The following is a 12,210-nucleotide window of genomic DNA, read 5'->3' as shown; positions in this document are numbered from 1 at the left end:
CGATCGCCGACGCGCGCGGACTTTCGCCCCAACCGGATGCGGTCGACCGGCCTGCGAGCGGCTCGTCGAGGACCCCGCACCTGAGGGATCCCTCACCCTAGGATGAGGACATGGTGACGCTCGCCGACCTCCAGGTCCGCTCCCTCGGTCCGTGCACGGTGCCCTCACCTCTGTCGCACTACGTCGGCGGCCGCGCGACCAACGAGTACTACGTGGGCGAGGACGACCGCGTGCTGTTCGACGACACCGTCGAGCTGATCCAGCGTCGCGGGCTGCCGCTGGAGGAGCTGCCGACCTTCGAGACCGGCGGTCCCCGTGCCCGCCTGTTCTTCGACCCCGGCTCCGTGCGGGTCGGCGTCGTGACCTGCGGTGGCCTGTGCCCCGGCCTGAACGACGTCATCCGGGCGATCGTTATGGAGCTGCACGAGCACTACGGCGTGCGCGACGTCGTCGGGTTCCGCAACGGGTACGCCGGGCTGGTGCCGGGTCTCGGGCTCGAGCCGGTCGCGCTGACCCCCGACTTCGTCGCCAACATCCACGAGCGCGGCGGCACCGTGCTCGGCTCCTCCCGCGGCGCGCAGGACGTCGGCGTCGTCGTCGACACCCTGCAGGCCCGCGGCATCGACATCCTCTTCGTCATCGGCGGCGACGGGTCGATGCGCGGCGCCCACCGCATCGCCGAGGAGGCGACCGCACGGGGCGCCGACATCGCCGTCGTCGGGGTGCCGAAGACGATCGACAACGACATCCCGCACATCGGGCAGAGCTTCGGCTTCCAGACGGCCTACTCGCGGGCGGCGCAGTCGATCAAGGCCGCCAAGATCGAGGCCGAGGCGTCGCTGAACGGCGTCGGGCTGGTCAAGGTGATGGGTCGCCACGCCGGGTTCATCGCCTGCTACTCCGCCCTGGCCGGCCACGACGCCGACTTCGTCCTCATCCCCGAGGTGCCGTTCGCGCTCGACGGCGACAACGGCCTGCTGGAGCACGTCCGGCGCAAGGTCGCCGCGCAGGGTCACGCCGTCCTGGTGGTGGCCGAGGGTGCCGGTCAGGAGCACCTGCCGCACGACGGCGCCACCGACGCGTCCGGCAACGCCCGCCTGGCCGACATCGGTCGCCTGCTGCGCGAGCGGATCACCGACGACTTCACGTCGCGCGGCGAGGAGGTGCTGTTCCGCTACTTCGACCCCGGCTACTTCATCCGCTCGGTGCCGGCGGAGCCGTCGGACTCGGTGTACTGCTCGCGCCTCGCGCAGACCGCCGTGCACGCGGCCATGGCCGGCCGCACCGACATGGTCGTCGGACGCCGCCGCCACCGGTTCGTGCACGTGCCGATCAGCTACGTGACCCACCGCCCCCACCACGTCTCCCCCGACGGCGACCTCTGGCTCAGCGTCCTCGAGTCGACCGCCCAGCCCTTCGACATGCGCTGACCACCCCAGCGCGACCACCCGGCAACGGCTCAGCGCGACCCGACCCCCAGCGACGGCTTGGAGTGGTCTCGATACACCTCCCCTCGCTGGCGCTCGTGGAGGCACTCGACCAGCGGCGCGTTCCGCTGGTCGAGTAGCAGCGACGGCGAGCGCCAGCGAGCTCGTCGGTGCGTATCGAGACCACCCGGCAACGGCCCAGCGCGAACCGGCTCCCAGCGACGGCCTGGAGTGGTCTCGATACACCTCCCCTCGCTGGCGCTCGTGGAGGCACTCGACCAGCGGCGCGTTCCGCTGGTCGAGTAGCAGGGACGAGCTTGCGAGGTCCCTGCGTATCGAGACCACTCGGCAACGGTTCAGCGCGGGCCAGCCCCCAGCGAAACCTTGGAGTGGTCTCGATACGCCTCCCCTCGCTGGCGCTCGTGGAGGCACTCGACCAGCGAAAGGTTTCGCTGGTCGAGTAGCAGGGACGAGCTTGCGAGGTCCCTGCGTATCGAGACCACTCGGCAACGGTTCAGCGAGGGCCAGCCCCCAGCGAAACCTTGGAGTGGTCTCGATACGCCTCCCCCCGCTGGCGCTCGTGGAGGCACTCGACCAGCGGAGGGTTCCGCTACTCGACCGGCGGGCGGGGGCGGCGGGTGTAGCCGAGCTCGACGGGGTGGGGTGGGTACTCGCTGGTGCCGGTGCGACCGTCGGGGCGCCAGCCGTGCCGCTCGTAGAACCGGCGGGCGCGGACGTTCTCCTCGAGCACCCAGAGCCGCTCGACGTGCGCGGGGACCTGCGCGAGGACGGCGTCGGCGAGTCCCGTCCCGCGGTGGCGGGCGACGACGCCGAGGTGCAGGAGCGTCGTCCTGTCGTGGGCGAGGTACCCGACTCCCACCCCGTCGACCACCACGACGAAGGCCGCGACGCTGGTCGCCGCGACGCGCTCGGCCCAGCGGTCGCGGACGGCGGCCCAGGGGTACGGCGGGGCGAACACGTGCGCGAGCGCGTCGGTGTTCGCGGCCTGCTCGATCGAGGCCAGCAGGCCCTCGTCACCCTCGGCGGCCGGTCGCAGATCCATCCGTCGATCCTCGCACGTCCCGGATCCTGAGACGTCTTCTCGGTCCCCGGACCCCGTGCCACGGTGGAGACCCACCCCGCGACACCCCGCTCGCGACACCCGCCGCGACAGCTGAGGAGACACCATGAGTGACCAGTGGTCGTTCGAGACCAAGCAGATCCACGCCGGCCAGACGCCCGACCCGACCACCGGTGCCCGCGCGCTGCCGATCTACCAGACGACGTCGTACCAGTTCCGCGACACCCAGCACGCCGCCGACCTGTTCAGCCTGGCGGAGCCGGGCAACATCTACACACGCATCATGAACCCGACGCAGGACACCGTCGAGCAGCGGCTGGCCGAGCTCGAGGGCGGTGTCGGCGCGCTGCTGTTCGCGTCGGGCCAGGCGGCCACGACCGGCGCGCTGACCAACGTCGCCGAGGCCGGCGACCACATCGTCGCGTCGGCCAGCCTCTACGGCGGCACCGACTCGCTGCTGCGCCACACGTTCCCGAAGCTCGGTATCCAGGTGACGTTCGTCGAGGACAACAACAACCCCGACGCCTGGCGCGCCGCGGTGCAGGAGAACACCAAGGCGTTCTTCGGCGAGACCATCGGCAACCCGAAGGGCGACGTGCTCGACCTGGAGGCCATCTCGACCGTGGCGAAGGAGGTGGGTGTGCCGTTCCTCGTCGACAACACCGTGGCGACGCCCTACCTGCTCAACCCGCTCAAGCACGGTGTCGACACGGTCATCCACTCGGCCACGAAGTACATCGGTGGGCACGGCACGGCCATCGCCGGGGTCGTCATCGACGGCGGGACCTTCGACTACGGCGCCCACGGCGACAAGTACCCCGGCTTCACCCAGCCCGACGCCAGCTACCACGGGCTCGTGTTCGCGGAGGCGCTCGGGCCGGCGGCCTTCATCGCCAAGCTGCGCGTGCAGTACCTGCGCAACGTCGGCCCGGCCATCGCACCGTTCAACGCGTTCCTCATCGCGCAGGGCCTCGAGACGCTCAGCCTGCGCGTGGAGCGTCACGTCGAGAACACCCGCCAGGTCGCGGAGTGGCTGTCGGCCCGCGACGACGTCGCGACGGTGACGTGGGCGTCGCTCGAGGGCAACCCCTACAAGGAGCTCGCCGACAAGTACGTCCCGCGGGGCGCCGGCGCCGTCCTGACCTTCGAGCTGCCCGGTGGGATCGACGCCGGCCGACGGTTCATCGACGCGCTCGAGCTGTTCAGCCACGTCGCGAACATCGGTGACGTGCGGTCACTGGCCATCCACCCGGCCAGCACGACGCACTCGCAGGGCACGCCCGAGGAGCACGCCGCCACCGGCGTCACCCCCGGTCTGGTGCGCCTCGCGGTGGGCCTGGAGGGCATCGACGACATCCTCGCCGACCTCGAGGCGGGACTGCGCGCGGCCAAGTGACCTCACCGCACCTGACCAGCCAGGATCTCCCTTCCGTCACCGGCGCGTGGCGGGAGGGAGATCCTGTCGGTTCCCGACGCTTCGCCGACGTCGGCGACGTCGCGCTCGAGAGCGGGTCGGTGCTGCCCGGCGTCCGCCTCGCCTACGAGACGTGGGGGACGCCGGGCCGCGACGCGGTGCTGGTGCTGCACGCGCTGACGGGCGACAGCCACGTGGTCGGCCCGACCGGACCGGGGCACGCCAGCCCGGGCTGGTGGGACACGCTCGTCGGTCCCGGCCTGCCGATCGACACCGACCGCTTCCTCGTGGTCTGCGCCAACATCCTGGGCGGCTGCCAGGGATCGACGGGTCCCGCCTCGCTCGCCCCGGACGGTCGCCCGTGGGGCAGCCGCTTCCCCGACCTGACGGTCCGCGACCAGGTCGCCGCGGAGGTGCTGCTGGCCGACGCCCTGGGCATCGAGCGCTGGTACGCCGTCGTGGGCGGCTCGGCCGGCGGCATGCGCGGTCTGGAGTGGGCGGTCGGGCACCCGTCGCGGGTGGAGCGGTTGTTCCTGCTGGCGACGTCGGCGCAGGCGTCGGCCGAGCAGCTCGCCCTGTCGTCGGTGCAGCAGGCGGCGATCACGACCGACCCGCACTTCCACGGCGGCGACTACTACGCCGAGCGTCGCGGCCCGACGAACGGGCTCGACCTCGCGCGACGGGTGGCGCACGTGGCGTACCGCAGCGAGCCCGAGCTCCAGCAGCGCTTCGGCCGCGAGCGCGAGCCCGACGGTCGGTTCAGCGTCGCGTCGTACCTGGAGCACCATGGCACGAAGCTCACCCGCCGCTTCGACGCCGGCTCCTACCTGGCCCTGACGCGGGCGATGGACTCCCACGACGTCGGGCGCGGCCGTGGCGGGGTCGCCGCGGCGCTCGGCCGTGTGACGGCACGGACGGTCGTCGCGGGGATCGACTCCGACCGCCTCTACCCGCTGCACCAGCAGCGGGAGCTGGCCGACCTGGTGCCGGGTGCGGACGGGCTCGACGTCGTGCACTCGGTGCACGGGCACGACGGGTTCCTCGTCGAGCAGGAGCAGGTCGGCGCCCTCGCCCGACGCGCCCTCGCCGAGTAGTCCCCACGATTCGGTACGTCATCGCCCCTCTCGGGGCGAGAAGTGGGCGATGACGTGACGAATCGTGGGGGGTGATCAGGGTGTGGGGAGGCCGACCGTGCCGGCGAGGGTCGCGACGTGGACGTCGAGGAACGCGGCGGGGTCGTGCAGGGTGTCGGGCCCGTACTGGCCGAACACCTCGAAGGCCACGGCGCCGACGAGGGCCGACCAGAGGCCGAGCGCGCGGGCGAGGTTCGTCACGGGCAGCGCCAGCGCGTACTCGGTGCGGATCCGCTCGAGGTCGGTGCGCAGGCTGCGCGGCAGCGACCCGTCGACCTCGCGCAGGTCGCCCCGTCGGTGTGCGTCCTCCAGCACCGTGAGCAGCGCGACGACGACCCTGGTGCCCGGTTCGACCGTCGCGTCCGGGGGTGCCGCGTAGCCCGGCACGGGCGTGCCGTGCAGCAGCGCGAACCGCGACGGCTCGCGCAGCGCCCACGACCGCATGGCCTGGGCCGCGGCCTGCAGGCGACGGACGGAGGTACGCCGTGACGACGCCGCCACCGCCGCCTCGACCTCGGCGCCCAGCTCGTCGTACGCGTCGACGATCAGGAGGGTCAGCAGCGCGTCACGGTCCTTGACGTACCGGTACACGGCCGACGACACCAGGCCGAGCTCCCGCGCGACGGCTCGCAGCGACAGCTCCGCCGGCGTCGTGGTCGCGAGCTGCTCTCGGCCGATGCGGACGATGTCGCGCAGGGTCTGCTCGCGGGCGACCTGACGGGGCGTGGGCACGGTGCCACCCTACCGTCCACGACATCGACATGTCGATACAGAGAACAGTGCTCTTGACAGCGCGGCGGTACGCGCGCACCCTGGACGCACAACCACCAGAGAGCAGTGCTCTCTCAACGTCAGGAGTCACCATGAGTATCTTGGTCATCGGCGCTGGTCAGATCGGCCCGCACGTCGCCACCCTCCTCGCCGAGCGCGGCGAGGCGGTCACCGTCGCCACCCGGTCCGGGTCGGGTCCCGAGCACCCGCTCGTCACCCGCACCCGCCTCGACGCCACCGACGCCTCCGCGCTCGACCGCGCCTTCGCCGACGTCGACGTCGTGCACCTCTGCGTGCACGCGTCGGCCTACCGTCCCGACGTCTGGGGACGGGAGCTGCCCCCGCTGGAGCGGGCCGTGCTGGCCGCCGCGGAGCGCCACGGCGTGCACGTGGTCTACCCGGAGAGCGTCTACGCGTTCGACACCAACGCGCCGCTCGGCACCGACCTCAGGGTCGCGCCGCGCTCCGCCCTCGGCCGCATCCGCGCCACCCTGCTGGAACGTCGAGCTGCGTCGACGGCGCGCACCACGAGCGTCGTGGCCTCCGACTTCTACGGCCCCGGCGCGGCGATGGCGCACGGCGGCGACCGGATGGTCGGGCCCGCGGCGTCGGGCCGGACGGTGCGCCCGCTCGGCCGCGTCGACCTCCCGCACGCCTGGACCTACCTGCCCGACCTCGCCGCCGCCATGGTCGCGGCGGCCGACGCCACCGCAGGGCCCGACGTCGTGCTCGCACCGGTCGTGCACGCGTCGCAGCACGAGCTGGCACTGGCCTACGCCCGCGCCGCCGGCCGCGACGACGTCCGCGTGCGGGCCGTGCCGGCCTGGGCGCTGCGAGCCGTCGGCGTCGTCAACGCCGACGTCCGGGCGATGGCCGAGATGTCCTACCTCTTCACCGAGCCGCTGCTCGTCGACGAGGGCGCGACGATCATGCCGGCCACTCCCCTCGACGTCGCCGCCGCAGCCGTCGTCGACCCGGCGTCGCGGAGCACCGTCGCCCGTCCCTGAGCACCGAGGGGGCGATGGCGGTCCACGACGGGACGAGCGTCAGGGTCAGACGAGCTTGCGGACCACGCCGCGCGGCGCGTACCGCAGGACCTGGCCGAGGGGGCCCCACGGCCAGCCGGGCGTGGCGGCGGTGTCGACCTCCTTCTGGATGGCCTTCACCATCGAGCGCACCCCCGTGGGGGTGTCGACCATGAGTCGCTGCTCCTGCTCGACCTGCTCGTTCATCTCCGAGGCGATGTAGCCCGGGAACAGCGTCGTCACGGCGATGTCGAGCCCGCGGCGACCGACGAGGTCCATCCGGATGCCCTCCGCGAGGTGGGCGACCGCTGCCTTGGTCGCGGCGTACGCCGTCATCGAGCCGGGCATGCCGCGCATGGCCGACATCGAGGAGATGACGACGAGGTGGCCGGCCTTGCGCTCGTAGAAGTGCGCCATGGCGGCCTCGCACTGCGCCATCGCCGCGACGACGTTGGTCTCGACGGTCTCGCGGTTCGCAGCGAACGCGCCGGTGCCGATGCGTCCGCCCTTGCCGAGCCCGGCGTTGACGACGACGCGGTCGAGCCCGCCGAGGTCCTGGATGGCCCGGGCGAAGACGTCGAAGACCTGCTCGTGGTCGTTCACGTCGAGCGCGTGCACGACCACCTGGACGTCGGGGTGCGCCGCCGCGATCTCCGCGGCGAGGGCCTCGAGCCGGTCGACGCGCCGCGCGGTCAGCGCCAGGGAGTGACCCTGTGCCGCCAGCTGGCGAGCCATCTCGGCGCCGAGTCCCGAGCTGGCACCGGTGATGAGCACGTTCGTGCGCACGTCAGTCCCTCCGGCCCATGCGCACGGCCGCCTTGGCCATCTCGCGGTAGTACAGCGGCCGCAGGAACCGCTTGGCGGCGTAGGCCAGCTTGCCCTCGCGGTCGGTCAGGACGATGTGCCGGCCCTTCTCGACCTCGGCGATGACGATGGCGGCGATGTCGGCCGCGGTGCGCTTGGAGCCGTCGATGAGCTTGGCCGCCGACTTCTGCGCCGACTCGTCCTTGCCGCGCAGCGAGGAGGTCAGATTGGTCTTGAAGAAGGTGGGGCAGACGACGCTGACCTGGATGCCCGAGGGCTTGAGCTCGTGGAACAGGGTCTCGCTGAGCGCGACGACGCCGGCCTTGACGGAGTTGTACTCGCTCATGCGCGGCGGGTGGATGAGCCCGGCCGCCGACGCGGTGTTGACGATCGTGCCCCGACCCTGCTGCTTCAGCAGCGGGACGAACGTGCGGCAGCCGCGCACGACGCCGAGCAGGTTGATGTCGACGATCCACTGCCACTGGTCCATCTCCGACAGCTCGATCCGGCCACCCGCCGCGACGCCCGCGTTGTTGAAGAGCACGTCGAGCCCGTCCCACGTCTCGACGACGTGGTCTCGCACGGTGCTCCAGTCGACGTCGGACGTCACGTCGAGGGTCCGGTAGGACACCTCGGGGTGGGCGGCCGCGAGCGCCTGCAGCACCTCCGGGACCTCGGCGTGGACGTCGGTGGCGAGCACGCGACACCCCTGCTCGGCCAGCTGGGTGACGAGGGCGAGGCCCAGCCCGGAGGCCGCGCCGGTGACGAGCACGCGCGTGCCCGGGACGAAGATCGACATGCTCAGATACTAACGGTATCCGAAACTCGTCGTCCACGACCCGGCCCGCCGGGCCCCCACGGTGCACAGGTGTGGACGGCCCTGTGCACGAGTTACACCCGTGTTGTTCACAGGTGTGGACACGCCTGTGCGCGAGTTACACGTGTGTTGTTCACAGCTGTGGGCAATGCTGGGGAGAACGACAGACGTGTGATTCAGCGCACTCAGCCCAGCAGCTGCTGGGAGCGCACCAGCACCGCGACCACCACGGCCGCCCACACGAGGGCGAAGGCCGCCACCTGCACGAGCGTGCGGCGCGTCCGCGGCCCGTAGGCGAACACCGCGCCCAGCAGCACGCCGGCCACGAAGCCGCCGAGGTGGCCCTGCCAGCTGATCGGGCCGAGGAAGCCGATGGCCACGTTGACCGCCAGCAGCGCGAGCAGGCCGCGCACGTCCTCGCGTGCCCGGAGCATGAACAGCAGCGCCATGCCGAACAGGCCGAACACCGCACCCGACGCGCCCGCCGTCCCGCTGAACGGCGCCGACAGCCACATGACGAAGACGCCGGAGACCACGGCGGTGGTGAGGTAGGCGGCGATGAAGCGCACCGTGCCCAACTTCCGCTCGACGAGCGGGCCGAACAGGTAGAGCGCGTACATGTTGAAGAGGATGTGCAGCGTCCCGAGGTGCAGGAACGCCGACGTGAGCAGCCGCCACCACTGACCGTCGGCCACGCCGACCGGGAACATCGCGCCCTGCTGGTACAGCGGGCTGCGCAGGTCGCCGGTGAGCAGCTGTAGGACGTACACGACGACGTTGATCCCGATGATCACCAGCGAGACCGCACCCTCGCGGGTCTGCAGCGCACCGCCGGCGACCGTGCGTGGCAGGCGCACCGACTTCGCGCCGCGGTTGACGCACTCCGGGCACTGGAAGCCGACGGACGCCTCGTTCATGTCCTGCGTGCAGATGGGGCGCTCGCACCGCTGGCAGCTGATGAGCGCCTCGCGGTCCGGGTGGCGGTAGCACCGGGGCGCGCCGTCGGGGCGCGACCCCGGTGCCGTTCCGGTCATGTCAGCCGCGGTCGATGGTGACCTTCTCGATCACCACGGGCTCGACGGGACGGTCGAAGCCGTCCGTCGGCACCGCGGCGATCGCGTCGATCACCTTCTGGCCGGCCTCGTCGGCGACCTCGCCGAAGATGGTGTGCTTGCGGTTCAGCCAGTCCGTCGGGACGACCGTGATGAAGAACTGCGAGCCGTTGGTGCCCGGTCCCGCGTTGGCCATCGCCAGCAGGTAGGGCTTGTCGAAGCGCAGGTCGGGGTGGAACTCGTCCTCGAACGTGTAGCCGGGGCCACCCGTGCCGGTGCCGAGCGGGTCGCCGCCCTGGATCATGAAGTTGCTGATGATGCGGTGGAACGTGATGCCGTCGAAGAACGGGCGCGTGGCGACCTGGCCGGTGGCGGGGTCGAGCCACTCCTTCGTGCCCTCGGCGAGGCCGACGAAGTTCTCGACGGTCTTGGGGGCGTGGTCGGGGAACAGCCGGACCACGACGTCGCCGTGGTTGGTGTGCAGGGTGGCGCTCAGCGGGGAAGACACGTCAGTCCTTCGGGGGGATCGTGCGGGACGGGACCTTGACATCTTCCCACGACCCGACAACTGCGGCCGGTCGACGCACCGCGACGCGAGACGGCCTGCCGCCCGCTAGCGTGGGCCCATGCGAGAGCACCCCGTCCGACTGGTCCTGGCCCTGCTCGCCGTCGTCGCCGGCATCGTCGTCGCGCGGAACCTCACCGCCGACCGCGGTGGCGTGTACGACCCGGCCGAGGCGGGCCGGTGAGCGCGCCCCGCGTCGACGTCACGCGCGTCGACGACGTCGCCGTCGTGACGTTCAGCGCCCCACCGGTGAACCTGTACTCCCTCGAGCTGCACGACGCGTTCGACACCGCGCTCGACGCGGTCGAGGCCGACCTGCCCCGAGCGGTCCTGGTCCGAGCCGAGGGCAAGCTGGTCTCCGGCGGGGTCGACGTCGCCCAGTTCCACGCCCGGAAGACGCAGGAGGACACCAAGGACCTCTACGACCGGATGCTCGAGCTGCCCGACCGCATCGCGGCGCTCGACGTCCCGACGTTCTTCGCGGCCCACGCGCTGACGCTCACCTGGGCGCTGGAGGTCGCGCTCGCCTGCGACGTCGTGCTTGCCAGCGAGAAGGCGAAGTTCGGCCTCGTGGAGCGGGTCATCGGCCTGACCCCGACGATGGGCGGCACGCAGCGTCTCGCGCAGCGTGCGGGCGTCGGCCGGGCCAAGGAGGTCGTGCTCACGGGCGAGCTGTTCGACGCCGCGACCTTCGAGCGCTGGAACGTGGTCAACCGGGTCCTCCCGGTCGACGGGTTCGACGACGCGGTGCTCGACGTCGTGCGGCAGGTCGCGGTGGGTCCGACGCAGGCGTTCGGCGCGGCCAAGCGGATCCTGCGCGCCTACGAGACCGGCGGCGTGCCCGGCGCGAACGAGGTGACGACGCAGATCGCGTCGGCGCTGTTCGCGACCGAGGACCTGCAGCACGGCATGGAGTCGTTCCTGCAGGACGGCCCCGGTCGGGCCAGCTTCACCGGCCGCTGAGGCTCAGCGGGGCGCGGCGAGGCCGTCGTGCTCGGCGCGCAGCACCCGCGTGGTGCGGCGCTCGGCCCAGAAGCTGACGAACGGGATCGTGGCGAGCAGCATCGTCGTGATCGTGAACGTCGGCGACCAGCGGTGCCGGCTGGCCAGGATCGCGACCAGCACGAGCAACGCCATGAACAGGAAGCCGTGCACCTGGTCGATGACGAGGAAGACGTCCTGGTGACGGTTCCACCAGGAGCCCTCGTCGGTGAAGATCTTGCCGAAGAACCCGGCGAACACGACGAGCAGGTTCACGCCCACGACCCAGGCGAGCACCCGGTAGGCGACAGCGATGCGACTCACGGGGTCAGGCTATCGACGGGGTGGTCGTCGGCCTGACGCGCCGTCGTGTGTCGCTCCCGCGCCTCCTCGACCTGGTCGCGACACATCCGCCACCACAGCGCGACGGCGAACACCGCGAAGACCCACCACTGCAGCGCGTACGCGAGGTTCTTGAGCCCGACCGTCCACGACACGTCGGGGTCGGGCGGGTCGACGGGCGCGCCGAAGCCGGGGGTGGGGTCGCCCGATCCGGCGAACGCGGTCCACTCCTGCACGAGCCCGTATCCCGACCACAGCCGGTAGGGCAGCTCGTTGACCAGCGACGGCGTCGTGATCGAGGTCGTGACGCGGTCGGCGTCGAGGGGCAGGCCGCCGCCCTGGCTCGGCTGCAGCACCACGCCGAGGTTGACGTCACCGGACGGCACCGGCGGCAGCGCGCCCGGGGCGTCGCTCGAGCCGCGCACGACGAGGAGGGCGCCGTCGGACCCGTCGACCAGGAACGGCGCCACGAGCCAGGTGCGACCGCCACTGATCTCGCCGCGGACCCACACCTGCTGGTCGGCGGGGGCGAACCGTCCCTGCACCGTGACCCGGCGGTCCTGCAGGTCTGCTGCGAACGGACGTCCGAGACCCCAGACCTGCTCGATCGGCGCCGGCGCGGCGGCGGCCGACTCTCGCACGGCGTCGCCCTGGCGCGACTCGTACGCGCCGAGCTGCCAGAACCCGCCGGCCACGCACAGCGCGACGGCGACGACCGCGAACAGGTGCAGCGGCGTGAGCCGCAGCCACAGTCGCGCCGTCGACGGCGGGCTGGTGGCTGCGGCGGGCTCGGGCACG

General features: G+C 72.0%; 14 protein-coding genes. 6 read left to right on the top strand and 8 right to left on the bottom strand.

What is annotated here, in order from left to right:
• Positions 1 to 110 precede the first annotated feature (110 nt).
• Positions 111 to 1,430 (top strand): ATP-dependent 6-phosphofructokinase, encoded by a 1,320-nt coding sequence (locus tag Aeryth_RS00275; RefSeq protein WP_067853081.1) that lies wholly within the window; start codon positions 111 to 113, stop codon positions 1,428 to 1,430.
• Positions 1,431 to 2,037: 607 nt separating this feature from the next.
• Here Aeryth_RS00275 and Aeryth_RS00270 read toward each other — a convergent pair.
• Complete coding sequence (locus Aeryth_RS00270) at positions 2,038 to 2,490, bottom strand: GNAT family N-acetyltransferase (protein ID WP_067853078.1); 453 nt, start codon at positions 2,488 to 2,490, stop codon at positions 2,038 to 2,040.
• Positions 2,491 to 2,614: 124 nt separating this feature from the next.
• Here Aeryth_RS00270 and Aeryth_RS00265 point away from each other — a divergent pair, with 124 nt between their 5' ends.
• Positions 2,615 to 3,904, top strand: coding sequence for a bifunctional o-acetylhomoserine/o-acetylserine sulfhydrylase (locus Aeryth_RS00265; RefSeq protein ID WP_067853075.1), 1,290 nt, complete (start codon positions 2,615 to 2,617; stop codon positions 3,902 to 3,904).
• Positions 3,901 to 5,016, top strand: coding sequence for a homoserine O-acetyltransferase MetX (metX, locus tag Aeryth_RS00260; RefSeq protein WP_067853072.1), 1,116 nt, complete (start codon positions 3,901 to 3,903; stop codon positions 5,014 to 5,016). The genes Aeryth_RS00265 and metX overlap by 4 nt, the downstream gene beginning before the upstream one ends.
• A 75-nt stretch (positions 5,017 to 5,091) precedes the next feature.
• On the opposite strand, the gene Aeryth_RS00255 is transcribed toward metX, so the two are convergent.
• The gene (locus Aeryth_RS00255) at positions 5,092 to 5,787 is read right to left on the bottom strand and encodes a TetR/AcrR family transcriptional regulator (protein ID WP_067853069.1); all 696 of its coding nucleotides are present in this window, start codon (positions 5,785 to 5,787) and stop codon (positions 5,092 to 5,094) included.
• Between the two features lie 131 nt (positions 5,788 to 5,918).
• Between Aeryth_RS00255 and Aeryth_RS00250 the strand changes: the two genes are divergently transcribed.
• Entirely contained in the window at positions 5,919 to 6,833 is a 915-nt protein-coding gene (locus Aeryth_RS00250) for an NAD-dependent epimerase/dehydratase family protein (RefSeq protein ID WP_067853067.1), read from the top strand.
• Positions 6,834 to 6,878: 45 nt separating this feature from the next.
• Here Aeryth_RS00250 and Aeryth_RS00245 read toward each other — a convergent pair whose 3' ends face one another.
• From Aeryth_RS00245 to Aeryth_RS00230, 4 genes are all read right to left on the bottom strand, one after another.
• Positions 6,879 to 7,637, bottom strand: a complete 759-nt coding sequence (locus tag Aeryth_RS00245; RefSeq protein ID WP_083516146.1) for an SDR family oxidoreductase — start codon at positions 7,635 to 7,637, stop codon at positions 6,879 to 6,881.
• Between the two features lies 1 nt (position 7,638).
• Positions 7,639 to 8,454 (bottom strand): SDR family oxidoreductase, encoded by an 816-nt coding sequence (locus Aeryth_RS00240; RefSeq protein ID WP_067853064.1) that lies wholly within the window; start codon positions 8,452 to 8,454, stop codon positions 7,639 to 7,641.
• 203 nt (positions 8,455 to 8,657) lie between these two features.
• Entirely contained in the window at positions 8,658 to 9,506 is an 849-nt protein-coding gene (locus Aeryth_RS00235) for a rhomboid family intramembrane serine protease (protein ID WP_067853061.1), read from the bottom strand.
• Position 9,507: 1 nt separating this feature from the next.
• On the bottom strand, positions 9,508 to 10,032 hold the full coding sequence (locus Aeryth_RS00230; RefSeq protein ID WP_067853058.1) for a peptidylprolyl isomerase: 525 nt from the start codon (positions 10,030 to 10,032) through the stop codon (positions 9,508 to 9,510).
• A 118-nt stretch (positions 10,033 to 10,150) separates the two neighbouring features.
• Here Aeryth_RS00230 and Aeryth_RS18450 point away from each other — a divergent pair, with 118 nt between their 5' ends.
• Positions 10,151 to 10,273, top strand: a complete 123-nt coding sequence (locus tag Aeryth_RS18450; RefSeq protein ID WP_257721383.1) for a hypothetical protein — start codon at positions 10,151 to 10,153, stop codon at positions 10,271 to 10,273.
• Entirely contained in the window at positions 10,270 to 11,052 is a 783-nt protein-coding gene (locus Aeryth_RS00225) for an enoyl-CoA hydratase/isomerase family protein (protein WP_067853057.1), read from the top strand. The genes Aeryth_RS18450 and Aeryth_RS00225 overlap by 4 nt, the downstream gene beginning before the upstream one ends.
• Before the next feature lie 3 nt (positions 11,053 to 11,055).
• On the opposite strand, the gene Aeryth_RS00220 is transcribed toward Aeryth_RS00225, so the two are convergent.
• Both Aeryth_RS00220 and Aeryth_RS00215 read right to left on the bottom strand, forming a co-directional pair.
• Positions 11,056 to 11,394, bottom strand: coding sequence for a DUF3817 domain-containing protein (locus Aeryth_RS00220; RefSeq protein ID WP_067853056.1), 339 nt, complete (start codon positions 11,392 to 11,394; stop codon positions 11,056 to 11,058).
• Positions 11,391 to 12,209 (bottom strand): SURF1 family protein, encoded by an 819-nt coding sequence (locus Aeryth_RS00215; protein WP_067853053.1) that lies wholly within the window; start codon positions 12,207 to 12,209, stop codon positions 11,391 to 11,393. The genes Aeryth_RS00220 and Aeryth_RS00215 overlap by 4 nt, the downstream gene beginning before the upstream one ends.
• Between the last annotated feature and the right edge of the window lies 1 nt (position 12,210).

The sequence above is a fragment of the Aeromicrobium erythreum genome (assembly GCF_001509405.1).
Taxonomy (GTDB): Bacteria; Actinomycetota; Actinomycetes; order Propionibacteriales; family Nocardioidaceae; genus Aeromicrobium; species Aeromicrobium erythreum.
Note: the sequence above shows the minus strand (reverse complement) of the source record. Positions and strands in the feature narration are given on the sequence as shown.

Excerpts from the sequence above, each read along its gene's own strand:
- Aeryth_RS00235 (WP_067853061.1), bottom strand. The coding sequence starts at position 9,506 with ATGACCGGAACGGCACCGGGGTCGCGCCCCGACGGCGCGCCCCGGTGC.
- Aeryth_RS00270 (WP_067853078.1), bottom strand. The coding sequence starts at position 2,490 with ATGGATCTGCGACCGGCCGCCGAGGGTGACGAGGGCCTGCTGGCCTCG.
- Aeryth_RS00250 (WP_067853067.1), top strand. The coding sequence starts at position 5,919 with ATGAGTATCTTGGTCATCGGCGCTGGTCAGATCGGCCCGCACGTCGCC.
- Aeryth_RS00240 (WP_067853064.1), bottom strand. The coding sequence starts at position 8,454 with ATGTCGATCTTCGTCCCGGGCACGCGCGTGCTCGTCACCGGCGCGGCC.
- Aeryth_RS00265 (WP_067853075.1), top strand. The coding sequence starts at position 2,615 with ATGAGTGACCAGTGGTCGTTCGAGACCAAGCAGATCCACGCCGGCCAG.
- Aeryth_RS00275 (WP_067853081.1), top strand. The coding sequence starts at position 111 with ATGGTGACGCTCGCCGACCTCCAGGTCCGCTCCCTCGGTCCGTGCACG.
- Aeryth_RS18450 (WP_257721383.1), top strand. The coding sequence starts at position 10,151 with ATGCGAGAGCACCCCGTCCGACTGGTCCTGGCCCTGCTCGCCGTCGTC.